The following is a 15,417-nucleotide window of genomic DNA, read 5'->3' on the forward strand; positions in this document are numbered from 1 at the left end:
CAGTCACTCTAAATAAATCGTGTAGCAAACAACAGAATCGCAAAAGCGATAAATCCAATGTAAGCAACTGTATCTTGGTTGGTTGATTGTAGGACACGGTAGCGACTACGGTTATCGCTGTCACGGTAACCACGCGCTTCCATCGCATCCCCTAACTCAATGGCCCGTTTAATGGCGTTCACAAATAGCGGAATCATTAATGGCACATATGACTTCGCACGCTTAAACAAATTTCCTTCGTTAAAGCGTACACCTCGTGCACGTTGCGCATTCATAATGTTTTCTGCTTCATCCATCAAGGTTGGCACAAAACGTAACGCAATTGAGACCATTAACGCTAATTCAGCGACTGGTACATTGAATCGCTTTAGTGGTGACAATAGCGACTCCATTGCATTCGCAACTTGTAGCGGTGGCGTTGTTAGCGTCAAAATTGTTGAAAACATAATGATCAACATGAAACGCACAAACACAACCAAACTATTAATCACACCATCTTGTGTAATCCGTAGCCATCCCCAGTCTACCCAAACTGGTCCAGTCTGAATAAAGAACAGTTGTAGGATTGTTGTTAATAACATCAAGAAGGCAATTGGTCGTAGACCACGTAAGAAGACCCCAAAGCCTAAACCTGTTAAGGCAATTGATAAGGCCGTAAAGGCACCTGCAGCCAAGTAACCCCACACATTATCAGCCATAAAAATAATGAAGATAAATGTGAAGCTCAAGACAAACTTGGTGCGTGGATCTAAACGGTGAACCCACGAGTTACCCGGTAGGTAACGTCCAATAATTAACTTACCCATGCGTCCCTCCTTGTAATTGTTTTACAAGTTCATCAGCCAAGGCATCCATATCTAACACTTGGTTTAGTTGAATATCTTTTTCAGCCAATGCATCTGCGAATTGTTGCGCCGCTGGTACATCCAGTTGATGTGCTTTTAGCCAGGCACTGTCCGCAAAGATTTCCGCGGTTGGCCCTTCTTTTAGTACAGTTCCGCCTTCAAACACGATCACATGGCTTGCATATTCTGCAACGAACTCCATTTGGTGCGTAATCAACACAATTGTTAGATTACGTTCCTTTTGGAGACGACCAAACGAAGCCATCAATTCTATCTGACCAGCCGGATCTAGTCCTGCTGTTGGTTCGTCCAAAATTAACAGGTCGGGTTTCATTGCTAAAATACCGGCAATGGCAACACGTCGCATTTGTCCACCTGACAAGTCAAATGGCGTGCGGTCATCAAAGCGTTCAGCCATACCGACAGTACGCAACGCTTCTTTAGCCGCAATACGTGCTTCGTCTTCCGTCATCCCATAGTTCATTGGTCCAAACATAACGTCTTGTAAAACAGTTTGTTCAAACAATTGTGCTTCTGGAAATTGGAAAACCATTCCGATATGCTCACGCATTTCGTTTAAGGCCTTCTTCTTTGTTTCAGCGGTAATCACTTGATTCCCTACCGTCACTTGCCCCGTCGTTGGTTGTGTTAAACCATCAAGCATTTGAACCATCGTAGACTTACCAGAACCAGTATGCCCAATAACAGCCGTAAACGTGTTTTCTGGGATATGCAAATTAACATCATGTAATGCTGACGTTGCAAACGGCGTACCAGCTTGGTATGTAAAACTTACTGCTTCGAAATTGATTGCCATAACCAGTCCGCCATCCCTTCTGTTGTCATATATGCTTCTGGTACATTAACACCACGTTCGGTTAACTTTTCTTTTAATTGTTCCGCAAAGGGGACACTCAAACCTAACTCACGCAACTTAGTTGCATTTGAAAAGATTTCTTGTGGTTCCCCCATTTCACGAATACGGCCGTCACTTAACACAACAACTTTATCAGCGTGTGATGCTTCATCAATGTCATGTGTAATTGACAGAACTGTTAATTCGTCACCCATTGTCGCTTTCAATTCACGTACTAAGGCAATCATTTCCATGCGCCCTTGTGGATCAAGCATGGCTGTAGCTTCATCTAGAATCAAGATCTTAGGTTCTACTGCTAAAACAGATGCAATGGCCACACGTTGCTTTTGTCCACCAGACAAACGAGCCGGTTCACGATCACTAAAGGCACTCATGTGGACGCGATCTAAAACAGACGCCACACGTGGTAACATCTCTTCACGTGGTGTATTACGGTTTTCTAATCCAAATGCAACGTCGTCTTCAACGGTTGCCCCAACGAATTGGTTATCAGGATTTTGAAAGACCATTCCGACTAAGTCACGAATCGTCCAAACATTTTCTTCATTCACAGAAACACCATCAATTTCAATGGTTCCTTCTGTTGGCACTAATAGATAGTTCAATAATTTTGCAAAGGTTGATTTACCGGATCCATTACGCCCAATAATCGCTACCCAGTCACCTTGAGCAATCGTTAGGTCGATATGTTCCAAAGCTGGTTGTTCTGCATTGGGGTATGTGTAAGAAACATCTTTTACTTCAATTATGTTTGCCATCATGTCAATGTCCTTTCATGTAAACTCATACCTTCTATCATACCAAATAACCATTAAATTGGCTTGAATTATTCTATCGAAGACTATTCTGTCAATGATATACTAGTTCTATTATGTCATAACATTTAAGGGAGGTTCCAATGCCCCAACGCATTTCTTGGATAGACGTTGCTAAAGGCCTGACAATCTTACTTGTCGTCTTTGGTCATGTTATCATCGGTTTATTTGATGCCAACCTATACATAGGACAAACACAGGCAAATCTCTTAAATACTGTACAAAGTATTTATCTGTTCCATATGCCCGTGTTTATCGCTTTTTCTGGTTACTTTTTTACACGGACTGCGTCCATCAACAGTTTTATCGAACGATTGAAAAAACGTAGTATCTCAATTGGTATCCCCTATCTTGTTTTTAGTGTCATTCTATTGTTCCTATTTCAATTAGGCGGTTCGAAAGTGCGTGCCATGTATGATTGGCATTCCTTATCACAACTTTGGCAAATACCTATTGGGCCACTTTGGTTCTTAGATGTGCTATTTGGCGTTATTATCGCAAATTCCGCACTGTCTATGTTTATCAAAGATACACGTGTCCACTTTGCCATCGCCTGCTTACTCGCTTTAATGGCTAATTTTTGGATCGTACCCATTTATGCTATCCAACGGATTCTAATCTGGTCTCCATTCTTCCTATTAGGTGCCTTATTACGCAAATATCCACTCAAAGGTTCTTGGCTATCAATTAGTCTTTTAACTAGCATATACGGCTTTTATTTAATTATTTGGGCAAATGCAGGCCATACATCCCGTGTTAGCTACAATGCACCTGGCGTTGATGGTATCATCATGCTAATCGCCGTCATGTTAGCCTTTATGATTTTCCCAAAGATTAATTTACAAACTGCTTTTGGGCGTTATTTTAATCATGTGGGTCAATTGTCACTAGGTATTTACTTAGTTCATGTGCCAATCGTCAGTGCAACACGTATGTTGCTATTGCAACTGGGTTATCATAATGTCTTTCTACACATTGTTATAGGTTCGCTCATTGGGTGGTTTGGTAGTCTATTGATTCTAAAATATGTTTCCGTCCTTAACTATGTGCTTTATCCACTAAATTATATTCAAATTAAAAAGAAGGTATCTTAATATGTCTCAAATCGATCTTTCTCGTTCAGCTGATTACCGTAACATCATTGATTACTTCAAAGGTAAGCCTAACGAACAAATTAAAGCAGAACTAGCCGAAACGCGTGGTGACATGATTTCAATCATGCAAAATCTAAGTCACGACTTCAACAAGTCTTCTGCTGTCCGTAACAGTAATGCATTCGGTATGCGTAAGGTGATCTTCCTTAACCCAGAAAACCCAATGTTGCCTGACTCAAAGGAAGGTATGAAGAAGTGGGATCGTCGCGGTGCACTAGGAACGCAAAATTACGAAACAATCGAACACCTACGCATTACTGATTACCAAGAATTGTTCGACCAATTGCATGAAGAAGGTTACACAATCTTCGCCGTAGATAACACTGAAGGTTACACACCACAATCATTGTACGAAGTAGAATTGCCTAAGAAGTCAGCCTTCTTGTTCGGTGAAGAACAACTAGGGTTGGCTGATGATCTAATCGAAGCCAGTGATGCAATGATTTACATTCCGCAATACGGCAGCATTGCTTCAATTAACGTTAGTGTCGCTAACGGGGTTATCGCTGCGTTCTACGCAAATCAACACATGCCTAAGCGTTAATTAATAGCTTTATGAACACGAAAAAAGCACTCACAGAAATGTGAGTGCTTTTCTTTTACCTTCTAAATGACTTTACTCATTCAAATGGTTTATTTGATTACTTGTAATCGTGGTATTGTGATGAACGCTTTCCGTGCAATACACGGTTAGCAAAACGTTCTAGGGCTGGGATCAACCAGAAGTCGACACCAAGCACACGTCCAGAACCGTTCATAACAGCCAATGAAGCTGCAGCAGTCATCAACCATGCTCCAGTAATGAATCCTGAAACACCGCTAGTTGTGATAACGAAGTACAAGCTCAACAAAATTCCGACGAAAGCCGCAACTGATGTGAACATACCAAGTACGATCAACCAACCAACGATCAAAGCCAAAGTTCCTAGCCATGAACCAGTCATACCAACTGCTTGTCCCACTGACATCCATACCATACCTGTGATGAAACGAAGTGGCAATGTGAACAATACGTTAGCGTGGCGTGAAGTCCATCCGAAGAATGGGTTACGGCCATCTGGTGTTTCGAAGATTTCATCACGTAGGTAGTGACCTAGGTAGTACCAGCTGTTCAATTGCAAGAACCAGTAAACGTTGATCATGTGCTTGAACATGTTGGCGAAGAAACCAGACATTCCGATTCCGTTCTTACCAATCTTCTTGTCTCCTAGTTGTAGCCAAACAGCAACAGCGTAACGAGAACCAATAGAAACAGCGTAACCTTGGTAACGTCCCTTAAATAGCTTACGTTCTCCCTTACCAGTCAAGTCAAAGACAATGTTTGGTACAGCAGTCTTAGCAGCAGATTCTCCACCTTCAACTGTTTGTGGAGTCCAACCAGCACGTGGGTTTTCTGGGTCAGCCAATTCAGGGTCTTGGTATGCAGCAGCGTCTCCAACGGCGTAGATATCTTCTTCACCTTGAACACGTGAGTAACCATCAACCATGAAGCGTTGACCAGGTCCCAATTCAAGTCCCCATTGTTGTCCTTGATCCTTAGCCTTAACACCGGCAGTCCAGATCAAAGTTTCTGTAGGAATTTCTGATCCGTCCTTAAGAACAGCAGCGTTTTCCTTAACTTCAACAACACCAGTAGACTTCATCACTTCAACACCGTGTGCAGTAAAGTGAGCTTCAGCCTTGTCAGCCAACTTACGATCTAGCATGTTCAAGATTGTTGGTGCAGCTTCCACCATCTTGATCTTGATTTCGCTTTCGTCCAAGTTGTTAGCCAATGCCAATTCGTGACGTTGTTCCATCAATTCACCGGCCAATTCTGAACCAGTAAATCCTGAACCAACAACAACGATTTGCAACTTAGCTGCACGAACTTCTGGGTCTAGTTCCAAAGCACCATCACGGATAACCTTTTCGATGTGTTCGCGCAAACGAACAGCTTCTTCATATGACCATAGTGTGTAACCATATTCGTAAACACCAGGTGTTCCGAATGTGTTAGTAGTTCCACCAGTTGCCAAAACCAACTTTTCGTATGGAACAGTTCCATCAGTTGTTTCGATAACCTTCTTTTCCTTGTCGATTGACTTAACTTCAGCAGTCATCAATTCAACGTTCTTGTATGGGTAGAACAAAGTACGCAAATCGTTTTGCACGTGCTTAGGTTCAACACGGCCTGTAGCGACTTCGTGCAATTCAGTCATGTAAGTCATGAATGAGTGCTTGTCGATCAAGACAATCTTGTAATCTGTACCCTTTAGCTTCTTAGCTAACTTACGTGCCGCAACGACACCGGAAAAACCGGCCCCAACGACAACTACGTTCTTAGTTGACATATATATTCTCCTTGTTCTCGTAAAACACAATAAATACTCATGTTCAATTCTATTCCTGTACTAATACTTTGTAAACCGAATAAAGCTAATTTCATCACAAAGATTATAAATTTTTTTAGGAACTCTATTTATTTCATTTACGTTTTTTAAAATATTAAAAAACGACACCATCATTTAAGATAGCGTCGTTCTTGTTTTTTTATTACTCAGATTACTTAGCCTTACCCATCATTCCATCATGCATGTGGTCGATATTCCACTTCATCATGTCGTAGTAAGTGTCCCCTGTCTTACCTTCCTTGGCCAATGAGTCTGTGAAGACTGTTGAGTAGATTGACAATCCTGTTTCCTTACCAACCTTTTCCATTGACTTAGGTGATACTGAACTTTCAACGAACAATGACTTAACGTTTGTGTCAGCGATCTTCTTCAAGACGATCTTCATTTGTTCAGGTGTTCCTTGAGATTCAGTGTTGATTTCCCAGATAAATACTGGTGAAATTCCGTATGCCTTTGAGAAGTACTTGAAGGCTCCTTCTGAAGTAACCAATACACGTTGGTCTTCAGGGATATCATTGAACTTTGACTTAGCTTCTGCGTCCAACTTCTTCAATTCAGCAACGTACTTGTCTGAACGTTCTTGGTAAGCGTCAGCATGCTTAGCATCCTTCTTCTTCAAAACGTCAGTAATGTGTTGAACGTACTTGATACCGTTTTGAATATCTAGCCATGCGTGTGGGTCTTCTTCGTTTTCTTGTCCCTTAGATGTTAGGTACATTGCCTTAACATTTTCTGAGGCTGAGAATACTTCTTCACCATCGCGCTTGTTTGATTGTTCCATCAACTTTGTGAACCAACCGTTTCCACCTGTTTCCAAGTTCAAACCGTTGTGGAAGACTACGCTAGCTTCTGTAGCTTGACGAATGTCTTCTGGTGTTGGGTCATATTCGTGTGGATCAGTACCACGCGGAACCATGCTGTATACCTTAACGTCGTCCCCACCAACCTTTTCAACCATGTCTTGCAAGATTGAGTTTGTTGTTACAACGCTAAACTTTCCACCATTTGTTGATTGTTGATCACCACGTCCGTTAACGAACCAAACGACTCCACCGATTACGACTAGTAATGCCGCAAGTGTAATTCCTAACTTCTTAAGCATTTTTTCCCCCTAGCTTTTGAATGAATCCTTGCTTTGGTGCAATAAAGAATGACACCAAGAAAATAATAGCTGCTACCAACACAATAGCGGGCCCCGATGCCCAGTTAAATGTGTATGAAAGGTATAGCCCGACAACTGATGATACAGTTCCGAATGCTGATGCCAACGCCAACATTGTTGACAACTTGTTTGTCCACAAGAATGCAATGGCCGCTGGTGTGATCAACATCGCAACGATCAAGATAATACCAACTGTTTGAAGAGCAGTAACAGTTACAAGAGTCAAAACGATCATCAAACCGTATTGAATCAAGTATGTCTTCAAACCGTACACACGTGCAAATGTTTCGTCGAATGATGTGATTTGCAATTCCTTGAAGAACAAAACCACAAACAAGATAACAATTGCCAAGATGATAACTGTTGTAACCAAGTCAGAATCTGACACGGCCAAAACGTTACCAAACAAGATGTGGTGCAAGTTAGTTGATGATTCTGCCATTGAAATCAAAATGAATCCCAAAGCAAAGAATGCTGAGAAAACAATTCCGATAGCAGTATCATTCTTCAACTTACTGTGAGTTGAAACGAAACCAATCAATAGCGCTGCGATAACTCCGAATGTAGCTGCTCCCCAAAGCATGTTAATTCCAAGCATGTACGCAACGGCAACTCCAGGAAGAACTGAGTGAGAAATCGCATCTCCCATCAATGACATTCCACGAAGAATGATGAAACTTCCGATGATACCTGACATGATTCCAACCATGATTGAAGCCATCAAGGCACTTTGTAGGAAGTTGTATTGTCCTAAAGCGACAATAAAATCTTGAATACTAGCAAACATTAAGCTTCCTCCTTGTTATCAAACAATACTGCACCAAGATCGGCAGAGAAGGCCTTTTGAATGTTTTGTTGTGTGTATACTTCTTCAACTGGTCCAGCTGCCACAATACCGTGGTTCATGATTACCAAGTTGTCAAAGTAGTTCGCAACCTTGTTCAAGTCGTGGTGAACAACGATGATTGACTTACCTTCGTCACGCCACTTCTTCAAGATATTCATGATTTCTGCTTCTGAAGTCATGTCGATTCCAACGAAAGGTTCGTCCAAAATCACAACTTCAGCTTGTTGAACAATCGCACGAGCAACGAACACACGTTGCAATTGTCCACCTGACAAACCACCGATTTGGCGGTTCTTAAATTCTTCTAACTTGACTTGCTTCAATGCATCCATTGCCAAGTCTTTTTCTGCCTGCCCAGGGCTTTTGAATAATCCTAACTTACCGTATGTACCGGTTAGAACCAACTCAAAAACACTGATCGGGAAGGTTAGGTCCAAGTTGGCACGTTGTTCAACGTACGCAATCTTTTGACGTTCCTTTGTGACGGGTTGTCCATCAACTGTGACTTCCCCACCTTGCTTACGAATCAACTCCAAGATACCCTTGATCATTGTTGACTTCCCAGCTCCGTTGGGTCCGATGATACCCGTGATTTTTGCCGGTTCAAAATTAACTGACAAGTTTTCAAATACAGGGGTCGCCGTGTAACCGACTGTTAAATTCTTTACCTCTAACATTTGAGCCTCCATTACCTTTTTTTATGACACGAAAAAACTTCTTTTCATATTCGCCTTAATTAGATTAACAGGTTTCATCTGAATAAACAACAGTTTTCATCACATAACAAACTTTATTTATTTCACATATCATTAAAAAAAAGACATGGTTAAAGCATATGGTTCACACCGCTTGAATGTAAGCGCTTAACCTGTTTTTGAAGAATTAATATGCTTTTTAGAATTGTTGATATTTACCATTCTTTCGCCTTTTTCACATACTTTATCTGGTTCCATATGCATAATTATACAAATCTATAATCGATGACAAGCAAACCATATTTAAACATACCTACTTCAAAACACCCGTTTTATGCATACCATTATTGCCTCACACACTTTTAGCCGAACTCACGCTCATCAAACTATTGTTTTAGCTAATCCACCGGCAATGACTACGCTGCTTTAATTGTCATTCATATTTTTTAGCCCAATAAAAAAGACTAAACATTTCTGCTTAGTCTTTCATAATTAACATGATTAATTGCGCCTATTAGCTAAATAATCCCTTATATTTTCCGTATACAGCTTCTTCTAATTCAGAAACAGGAATAAACTTCAATGCTGCTGAGTTAATGCAGTAACGTAATCCACCGCGATCAGCGGGTCCGTCCGTAAATACGTGACCTAGATGTGAATCAGCTTCCTTAGAACGCACTTCTACTCGTGGACGTAGTAACTTGTAGTCTGCTACTTCATTAATTTCATGTGCATCAATGGGTTGTGTAAATGCTGGCCACCCACAACCTGCATCATATTTATCGGTTGAACTGAACAATGGTGTCCCATCAACCACGTCTACATAGATTCCTTCTTTATAAAAGTCATCATATACACCCGTAAATGGATGTTCTGTCGCACTTTCTTGCGTTACCGCATACTCTTCAGGGGTTAAACGTGCACGTAACTCTGCTTTTTCTTCTTCTGTTTTTGCCATATTAACTTCCTCCTTAATGTGTCCTTATCTTACGCTACGAACCTTAAAAATTCAAGACAACAAAAAAAGACCAACTCCTAAGAGTTGATCTTTTCTTTAGAAGACGAAATTACTTAACAGTAACAACGGCTCCAGCTTCTTCCAACTTAGCCTTCAATTCGTTAGCTTCGTCTTCTGAAACACCTTCCTTAACCATTGATGGTGCACCATCAACAAGGTCCTTGGCGTCCTTTAGTCCCAAACCAGTTGCTTCACGAACTGCCTTGATAACCTTAACCTTAGCGGCTCCACCAGAAGTCAATTCAACATCGAATTCTGACTTAGCAGCTTCAGCAGCTCCACCAGCGGCACCAGCAGCTGCAACAGGAGCAGCGGCTGAAACACCAAATTCTTCTTCGATAGCTGAAACCAAGTCAGCCAAATCCATGATAGTTGCTTCCTTCAATGAAGCGATGATTGTATCCTTATCAAAAGCCATGATAATTCCTCCATATATTGATGTCTTATAGACATTGTTTTTTTATATTTGTGGGACAAGTCCCGGATAAGTCAGAACGTTGAGCTTACGCTTCAACAGTTTCTTCCTTGGCGTCCTTAACTGCGTTAACAGCGTAAGCAACGTTACGAACAGGTGCTTGCAATGTTGACAACAACATTGATAGCAATCCGTCGCGGTCTGGCAATGCAGCGTACTTGTTGATATCTTCAACAGACGCAACGTTACCATCGACAACACCACCCTTGATTTCCAAGGCTTCGATCTTGTCGGCAAACTTCTTCAAAATACGTGAAGGTGCGATTGCATCTTCAGTTGAGAATGCAACGGCTGAAGGTCCAGCGAACACGTCGTTCAATTCGGCCAAGTCTGCAGCAGCAGCGGCACGAGTCAAAATCTTGTTCTTGATAACCTTAAGTTCAACACCTTCTTCACGCAATGCAGAACGCAATTCGTTTGATTGTTCAACAGTCAAACCACGTACGTCTACCACAACAGCTGAAGCAGCATCCTTAAACTTAGCGGCTACTTCTTCAACTTGTTGTGCTTTAACAGCAATATTTGCTTCACTCATGTGATCATTCCTCCTGTTTAGAATTTTTGATCCTAACCAAAACCCCCCGTTACACAAAGGTACCGGGGGGTCAAAAGTCGCTTGCGCGTTTTTCACTTCCTCGGCGGGATTTATGTCTTACGACACCTGCGTCTTAGGTAGAATCGATATATTACATTAGTTACTATATCAGCTTCTCGAGGAAGCGTCAACTGGCAAACTGAAATTGTCTATTACAACAATCCAGCTGGGTCCAAGTTGATTGAAGGTCCGAATGTTGAAGCGATTGATACGTGTTGTACGTATGTTCCCTTAACAGCAGCAGGACGTGCCTTAACAACAACGTCTGCCAAAGCCTTGATGTTTCCAGCAAGCTTTTCGGCGTCGAATGAAGCCTTACCAACTGGTACAGCAACGTTTCCGTCACGGTCAGTACGGTAAGTAACTTGACCTGACTTAGCATCGGCAACAGCCTTAGCAACGTCAAATGTAACTGTTCCAGTCTTAGGGTTTGGCATCAATCCCTTAGGTCCAAGTGCACGTCCAACACGTCCAACTTGAGCCATCATGTCAGGTGTTGCGATAGCAACGTCGAAGTCCAACCATCCATCAGAGATGCGTTGTACCAAGTCAGCAGCACCAACAACGTCGGCACCAGCTGCTTCAGCTTCCTTCGCCTTATCACCTTGAGCGAACACAACAACAGTTTGATCCTTACCAGTTCCGTTAGGCAAAACTAGTGCCCCACGCAATTGTTGGTCAGCTTGACGTGTGTCTACGTTCAAGTTGAATGCAATTTCAACTGTTGAGTCGAAGTTTGCGAATTCAATTTCTTTAACTAGTGTAGCAGCTTCTTCGATAGTGTATAGCTTGTTAGCATCTACCTTTTCAGCGGCTGCTAAATACTTCTTACCATATTTCTTAGCCATGGTTGCTTTCCTCCTTGCAAATGCGGTCAAACGGTCGTCCAGACCTTCCGCTTGATCATGCTTAGTTTCCTATGCGATCCGTACAAACACTTGGTTTATGAATTAACCTTCAACGATGAATCCCATTGAACGTGCAGTACCTTCAATCATGCGCATTGCTGCTTCTACGTCAGCTGCGTTTAGATCTTGCATCTTAGTTTCTGCAATTTCGCGAACTTGCGCTGCAGTAACTGTTGCGACCTTCTTCGTGTTAGGTTCTCCTGAACCCTTTTCAACCTTAGCTGCCTTCTTTAGCAAAACTGCTGCAGGAGGTGTCTTAGTGATGAATTCGAATGAACGATCTTCATATACAGTAATAACAACAGGAATCAACATACCATCTTGATCAGCAGTACGTGCGTTAAATTCCTTTGCGAACCCCATGATGTTAACACCAGCTTGACCCAATGCAGGTCCAACTGGAGGTGCAGGTGTAGCCTTACCGGCTGGAATCTGCAACTTAACAATACTTGAAACTTTCTTAGCCACGATTGTTTCCTCCTTCGTGTTTGTGGTATAAATGGCGAGTTTCGATTTCCGCCTCCCACATACGTTTGTCACCAAACATACTTGTCCATAATAACAAAGCCCCTGCCAATTGGCAAGGGCTTTGGAATAATTAATCTAGTGTTTCTACTTCTGAGAATGGCATTTCAGTTGGTGTTTCACGTCCCAAGAAGTTAACCAATACAGTAACTTCTTGCTTTTCAGTGTTAATGTGCGTGATTGCACCTTCCATACCAGCGAATGAACCTGAAACGATGTTAACAACATCACCAACTTCAGCGTTCAATTCTTCAACAACTTGACGTTCTGTCATGTTCATACGTGACAACATTTCGTCAACTTCTTCAGGCAACAATGAGTTAGGCTTTGACCCACCACCGTGTGATCCCAAGAATCCAGTAACTCCTGGTGTGTTACGTACAACATACCAAGCTTCGTCAGTCATTACCATTTCAACAAGAACGTAACCAGGGAAGTCATTTTCCATAACAACCTTAGTTTCGTCACCTTCGCGAACAGTAACTTCTTGTTCTGGAACAACTACACGGAAGATGTAGTCAGTCATTCCCATTGTTTCAATACGTGATTCTAGGTTAGCCTTCACCTTGTTTTCGTAACCTGAGTATGTGTGAATAACAAACCATTCATTTTGAAGTGATTCTGCGCCTGATTGTGCCATGATTTCAGTCTCCTCGTGCTTATATGTGCCTATTTTTTTGTAAATAAAAACCCTCAAAAAGAACCTGAGGGGTTTACTTGCTTATCTATATGTTGATTATAACGTAACCAGCTTACTTCGACAAGAACATTAGTCCATGTTCAAAGATCCAGTCAACGGCTCCCAATAGAATGGCAAAGAATCCACTAGTTACCAACACAATCATTGTATTACGCATGTTTTGATTGAATGTTGGCCATGTTACACGCTTCATTTCTGCCGCTACACTTGCAATAAACTTCATAGTGTTACGTCTCCCTTTACACAGTCTCGCGATGCATTGTGTGCTTATCGCAAGTCTTGCAGTACTTCTTCACTTCTAACCGAACGGCGCGATCAAGCTTTTTTGCAACCGTATAGTTTCGTGAACCGCATTCACTACAGGCCAAAGCCACTTTTTTTCCTGCCATGTCGATTACCTCTACTTTTCAAATATAGTCACATTCTATCACGAATACAGAAAAAAAACATCTTTTTATATTCGAGTCCATTGATCACAATAAATCCGTATTTCTTTCATTGTCAAATAGCACCATGATTTTGACCTTTTTAATATTCGTGCACACTCTGCGATTGAATATCCTGTGACACGTAATTGTAGTAGCTGATACTGCTCTGCTTGTAACTCAATCACCATCTCATTACAGAACAAATGCAGTTGGAGCTCTGGTTCCACAATAAAATACTCCCTCGGATTAATTGCGCCATTCTTGAGTACATCTTTAACGATAGCAGCTCGTTTCTCTTCTTGACGCCATAAAGTTACTGGATGATGTATTAGCGCACGCTGATAATATGCTGTTAAGACACCCCATTGTAGGTCTTTAATCCGTTGTAAACAATAAAACAGTACAATACGTGCTTCATGTTGCCAATCTTTCGACGCAATTCGAATGGATTGATATTTGTACCCGCGCCAAATTAAGCCAGAATACCTCTGTACAATTACTTCAAATGCCTCTTCATCCCCCGACTGTGCGGCCAATAATAATTCTGCGTCTGTTTGCATTCTGCATCCTCCTGTTTTTACACACCTTTATTACAGACGTTGCAAAATGGATTTATGACACAAAAAAACACATCATTTTCATGATGTGTTTTAATTTTATTCACTTTATAGTGGGTTACGTGAGTTAAACCCTTGGTAAATCAATAGGCTGGCTGCAACAGAAGCGTTCAAACTTTGCACGTGTCCAACCATTGGAATAGTTAGCGTTTCGTCCATTGTCTTCTTCAACAATGGTGCAATTCCCTTACCTTCGTTTCCAATAACTAGCGCAGTTGCGCCCTTAGCATCCCATTGACGGTAGTCCTTACCGTTCATATCAGTTCCGTAAACCCATAGGCCACGCTTCTTCAATTCAGTAACAGTTTGTACTAGGTTCGTTACACGGGTAACTGGTACGTGTTCGATTGCCCCTGTTGAGGTCTTCGCAACAACAGCAGTCAATTGAACCGCACGACGCTTTGGAATGATAATTCCGTGGACTCCAGCTGCATCAGCTGTACGTAGAATTGATCCCAAATTGTGTGGGTCTTCGATTGAATCTAAGATCAAGAAGAATGGTTCTTCATTCTTTTCAGCAGCCTTAGCAAACAAGTCATCAAGTTCTGCGTATGCATATGCCGCAACAGACATCACAACACCTTGGTGGTTTGCGCCGTTTGCTAGTTCGTCTAGCTTAGCCTTAGGTGCATCTTGTACAATCAAGCCACGCTTCTTCGCAAGTGCGATTAATTCGTTACGTGTCTTGTCAGCAAGTCCAGCTTGCAGCCAAACCTTGTTGATGTCCGTTTCACCCTTCAATGCTTCAGTTGAAGCGTGAATTCCAAAGATGAATTCTGAATCTTCAGGGACTTGTACGACTTCAACTTGTTCAGTTTGTGGGCGTGACTTCTTAGTTGGACGATTGTCGCGGTTATCACGATCGTCACGACGCTTAGCTGGCTTGTTAGGCTTAGTTCCCTTTACCGGCTTTGGCGTCTTCATCTTCTTGTTATTTTGTACCATTTTCTCGTGTCCGTCCACTTTCTACTTGTTCAAATACCCATGACACAACTTCATCCAATCGTTCGATTTGACGACTTGCATATAGATATCCAATTAATGCTTCAAAACCAGTTGAGATACGGTATGTTACCACGTCCGTATTCTTGGCCTTTGTATGTGAGTTAGCATTACGACCACGCTTGAAGTATGATTCTTCAGCTTCCGTCAATAGTGCATCTTCTTCCATCAAGCGATAAAGCGCCGCGTGTGCTTTCGCTGAAACGTATTGCTTCGCTTCACGTTGTAGCTTGTGTGGCTTCTTAATCCCTAGTGCTAATAGATGTTGACGTACATAGAATTCATACACAGCATCCCCAAAAAACGCTAGGTCTAACCCAGTCATTTGTTGGTAATCGACTTTTTCATCTAACATGTTTAT

General features: G+C 41.8%; 20 protein-coding genes and 1 other annotated feature. Of the genes, 2 read left to right on the forward strand and 18 right to left on the reverse strand.

Features of this window, described 5'->3' with window-relative positions:
- Positions 1–8: 8 nt before the first annotated feature.
- The 3 genes from KHQ31_RS06625 to KHQ31_RS06635 are packed head-to-tail and all read right to left on the reverse strand — an operon-like array spanning position 9 to position 2,480.
- A complete protein-coding gene (locus KHQ31_RS06625; protein ID WP_213408804.1) occupies positions 9–806 on the reverse strand; it encodes an energy-coupling factor transporter transmembrane component T family protein in 798 nt (265 codons plus the stop codon).
- On the reverse strand, positions 799–1,662 hold the full coding sequence (locus KHQ31_RS06630; RefSeq protein WP_213408805.1) for an energy-coupling factor transporter ATPase: 864 nt from the start codon (positions 1,660–1,662) through the stop codon (positions 799–801). The genes KHQ31_RS06625 and KHQ31_RS06630 overlap by 8 nt, the downstream gene beginning before the upstream one ends.
- Positions 1,638–2,480, reverse strand: a complete 843-nt coding sequence (locus KHQ31_RS06635; RefSeq protein WP_213409729.1) for an energy-coupling factor ABC transporter ATP-binding protein — start codon at positions 2,478–2,480, stop codon at positions 1,638–1,640. The genes KHQ31_RS06630 and KHQ31_RS06635 overlap by 25 nt, the downstream gene beginning before the upstream one ends.
- A 140-nt stretch (positions 2,481–2,620) precedes the next feature.
- Here KHQ31_RS06635 and KHQ31_RS06640 point away from each other — a divergent pair, with 140 nt between their 5' ends.
- Together KHQ31_RS06640 and KHQ31_RS06645 are read left to right on the forward strand one after the other, a co-directional pair.
- Positions 2,621–3,631 (forward strand): acyltransferase family protein, encoded by a 1,011-nt coding sequence (locus tag KHQ31_RS06640; protein ID WP_213408806.1) that lies wholly within the window; start codon positions 2,621–2,623, stop codon positions 3,629–3,631.
- Position 3,632: 1 nt separating this feature from the next.
- A complete protein-coding gene (locus tag KHQ31_RS06645; protein ID WP_213408807.1) occupies positions 3,633–4,235 on the forward strand; it encodes a TrmH family RNA methyltransferase in 603 nt (200 codons plus the stop codon).
- A gap of 97 nt (positions 4,236–4,332) precedes the next feature.
- Here KHQ31_RS06645 and KHQ31_RS06650 read toward each other — a convergent pair whose 3' ends face one another.
- The 15 genes from KHQ31_RS06650 to KHQ31_RS06720 all read right to left on the reverse strand — a co-directional run bounded on the left by KHQ31_RS06650 (position 4,333) and on the right by KHQ31_RS06720 (position 15,411).
- Positions 4,333–6,024 carry an NAD(P)/FAD-dependent oxidoreductase gene (locus tag KHQ31_RS06650; protein WP_213408808.1) on the reverse strand — a complete coding sequence of 564 codons (1,692 nt, stop codon included), beginning with the start codon at positions 6,022–6,024 and terminating at the stop codon, positions 4,333–4,335.
- Between the two features lie 211 nt (positions 6,025–6,235).
- Positions 6,236–7,186 carry a metal ABC transporter solute-binding protein, Zn/Mn family gene (locus KHQ31_RS06655; RefSeq protein ID WP_213408809.1) on the reverse strand — a complete coding sequence of 317 codons (951 nt, stop codon included), beginning with the start codon at positions 7,184–7,186 and terminating at the stop codon, positions 6,236–6,238.
- On the reverse strand, positions 7,179–8,033 hold the full coding sequence (locus KHQ31_RS06660) for a metal ABC transporter permease (RefSeq protein WP_213408810.1): 855 nt from the start codon (positions 8,031–8,033) through the stop codon (positions 7,179–7,181). Before KHQ31_RS06660 ends, KHQ31_RS06655 begins: the two co-directional genes overlap by 8 nt.
- Positions 8,033–8,770: a metal ABC transporter ATP-binding protein gene (locus KHQ31_RS06665; RefSeq protein ID WP_213408811.1), complete on the reverse strand. Its 738-nt coding sequence runs from the start codon at positions 8,768–8,770 to the stop codon at positions 8,033–8,035. The genes KHQ31_RS06660 and KHQ31_RS06665 overlap by 1 nt, the downstream gene beginning before the upstream one ends.
- Before the next feature lie 532 nt (positions 8,771–9,302).
- Positions 9,303–9,746 carry a peptide-methionine (R)-S-oxide reductase MsrB gene (gene msrB, locus KHQ31_RS06670; protein ID WP_213408812.1) on the reverse strand — a complete coding sequence of 148 codons (444 nt, stop codon included), beginning with the start codon at positions 9,744–9,746 and terminating at the stop codon, positions 9,303–9,305.
- Positions 9,747–9,855: 109 nt separating this feature from the next.
- Positions 9,856–10,224 carry a 50S ribosomal protein L7/L12 gene (rplL, locus tag KHQ31_RS06675; RefSeq protein WP_213408813.1) on the reverse strand — a complete coding sequence of 123 codons (369 nt, stop codon included), beginning with the start codon at positions 10,222–10,224 and terminating at the stop codon, positions 9,856–9,858.
- A gap of 85 nt (positions 10,225–10,309) precedes the next feature.
- Positions 10,310–10,816, reverse strand: a complete 507-nt coding sequence (rplJ, locus tag KHQ31_RS06680) for a 50S ribosomal protein L10 (RefSeq protein ID WP_213408814.1) — start codon at positions 10,814–10,816, stop codon at positions 10,310–10,312.
- Positions 10,817–10,844: 28 nt separating this feature from the next.
- Positions 10,845–10,972 (reverse strand) — a sequence feature (ribosomal protein L10 leader region).
- A gap of 56 nt (positions 10,973–11,028) precedes the next feature.
- The gene (rplA, locus tag KHQ31_RS06685; protein ID WP_213408815.1) at positions 11,029–11,724 is read right to left on the reverse strand and encodes a 50S ribosomal protein L1; all 696 of its coding nucleotides are present in this window, start codon (positions 11,722–11,724) and stop codon (positions 11,029–11,031) included.
- A gap of 102 nt (positions 11,725–11,826) precedes the next feature.
- On the reverse strand, positions 11,827–12,252 hold the full coding sequence (gene rplK / locus KHQ31_RS06690) for a 50S ribosomal protein L11 (RefSeq protein ID WP_213408816.1): 426 nt from the start codon (positions 12,250–12,252) through the stop codon (positions 11,827–11,829).
- Positions 12,253–12,382: 130 nt separating this feature from the next.
- Positions 12,383–12,949 (reverse strand): transcription termination/antitermination protein NusG, encoded by a 567-nt coding sequence (nusG, locus tag KHQ31_RS06695; protein WP_213408817.1) that lies wholly within the window; start codon positions 12,947–12,949, stop codon positions 12,383–12,385.
- A 112-nt stretch (positions 12,950–13,061) separates the two neighbouring features.
- Positions 13,062–13,232 carry a preprotein translocase subunit SecE gene (secE, locus tag KHQ31_RS06700; RefSeq protein WP_213408818.1) on the reverse strand — a complete coding sequence of 57 codons (171 nt, stop codon included), beginning with the start codon at positions 13,230–13,232 and terminating at the stop codon, positions 13,062–13,064.
- A 16-nt stretch (positions 13,233–13,248) separates the two neighbouring features.
- Positions 13,249–13,398, reverse strand: coding sequence for a 50S ribosomal protein L33 (rpmG, locus tag KHQ31_RS06705; protein WP_213408819.1), 150 nt, complete (start codon positions 13,396–13,398; stop codon positions 13,249–13,251).
- Between the two features lie 65 nt (positions 13,399–13,463).
- Positions 13,464–13,997: an RNA polymerase sigma factor gene (locus KHQ31_RS06710; protein WP_213408820.1), complete on the reverse strand. Its 534-nt coding sequence runs from the start codon at positions 13,995–13,997 to the stop codon at positions 13,464–13,466.
- A 105-nt stretch (positions 13,998–14,102) separates the two neighbouring features.
- A complete protein-coding gene (rlmB, locus tag KHQ31_RS06715; protein WP_264336123.1) occupies positions 14,103–14,999 on the reverse strand; it encodes a 23S rRNA (guanosine(2251)-2'-O)-methyltransferase RlmB in 897 nt (298 codons plus the stop codon).
- Positions 14,986–15,411 carry a Mini-ribonuclease 3 gene (locus tag KHQ31_RS06720; protein WP_213408821.1) on the reverse strand — a complete coding sequence of 142 codons (426 nt, stop codon included), beginning with the start codon at positions 15,409–15,411 and terminating at the stop codon, positions 14,986–14,988. The genes rlmB and KHQ31_RS06720 overlap by 14 nt, the downstream gene beginning before the upstream one ends.
- Between the last annotated feature and the right edge of the window lie 6 nt (positions 15,412–15,417).

The sequence above is a fragment of the Weissella ceti genome (genome assembly GCF_018394055.1).
GTDB lineage: Bacteria > Bacillota > Bacilli > Lactobacillales > Lactobacillaceae > Weissella > Weissella ceti.

Bases quoted from the DNA above. Each gene is read 5' to 3' on its own strand.
- KHQ31_RS06625 (WP_213408804.1), bottom strand. From the start codon at position 806: ATGGGTAAGTTAATTATTGGACGTTACCTACCGGGTAACTCGTGGGTT.
- KHQ31_RS06630 (WP_213408805.1), bottom strand. From the start codon at position 1,662: ATGGCAATCAATTTCGAAGCAGTAAGTTTTACATACCAAGCTGGTACG.
- KHQ31_RS06635 (WP_213409729.1), bottom strand. From the start codon at position 2,480: ATGGCAAACATAATTGAAGTAAAAGATGTTTCTTACACATACCCCAAT.
- KHQ31_RS06640 (WP_213408806.1), top strand. From the start codon at position 2,621: ATGCCCCAACGCATTTCTTGGATAGACGTTGCTAAAGGCCTGACAATC.
- KHQ31_RS06645 (WP_213408807.1), top strand. From the start codon at position 3,633: ATGTCTCAAATCGATCTTTCTCGTTCAGCTGATTACCGTAACATCATT.
- KHQ31_RS06650 (WP_213408808.1), bottom strand. From the start codon at position 6,024: ATGTCAACTAAGAACGTAGTTGTCGTTGGGGCCGGTTTTTCCGGTGTC.
- KHQ31_RS06655 (WP_213408809.1), bottom strand. From the start codon at position 7,186: ATGCTTAAGAAGTTAGGAATTACACTTGCGGCATTACTAGTCGTAATC.
- KHQ31_RS06660 (WP_213408810.1), bottom strand. From the start codon at position 8,033: ATGTTTGCTAGTATTCAAGATTTTATTGTCGCTTTAGGACAATACAAC.
- KHQ31_RS06665 (WP_213408811.1), bottom strand. From the start codon at position 8,770: ATGTTAGAGGTAAAGAATTTAACAGTCGGTTACACGGCGACCCCTGTA.
- msrB (WP_213408812.1), bottom strand. From the start codon at position 9,746: ATGGCAAAAACAGAAGAAGAAAAAGCAGAGTTACGTGCACGTTTAACC.
- rplL (WP_213408813.1), bottom strand. From the start codon at position 10,224: ATGGCTTTTGATAAGGATACAATCATCGCTTCATTGAAGGAAGCAACT.
- rplJ (WP_213408814.1), bottom strand. From the start codon at position 10,816: ATGAGTGAAGCAAATATTGCTGTTAAAGCACAACAAGTTGAAGAAGTA.
- rplA (WP_213408815.1), bottom strand. From the start codon at position 11,724: ATGGCTAAGAAATATGGTAAGAAGTATTTAGCAGCCGCTGAAAAGGTA.
- nusG (WP_213408817.1), bottom strand. From the start codon at position 12,949: ATGGCACAATCAGGCGCAGAATCACTTCAAAATGAATGGTTTGTTATT.
- secE (WP_213408818.1), bottom strand. From the start codon at position 13,232: ATGAAGTTTATTGCAAGTGTAGCGGCAGAAATGAAGCGTGTAACATGG.
- rpmG (WP_213408819.1), bottom strand. From the start codon at position 13,398: ATGGCAGGAAAAAAAGTGGCTTTGGCCTGTAGTGAATGCGGTTCACGA.
- KHQ31_RS06710 (WP_213408820.1), bottom strand. From the start codon at position 13,997: ATGCAAACAGACGCAGAATTATTATTGGCCGCACAGTCGGGGGATGAA.
- rlmB (WP_264336123.1), bottom strand. From the start codon at position 14,999: ATGGTACAAAATAACAAGAAGATGAAGACGCCAAAGCCGGTAAAGGGA.
- KHQ31_RS06720 (WP_213408821.1), bottom strand. From the start codon at position 15,411: ATGTTAGATGAAAAAGTCGATTACCAACAAATGACTGGGTTAGACCTA.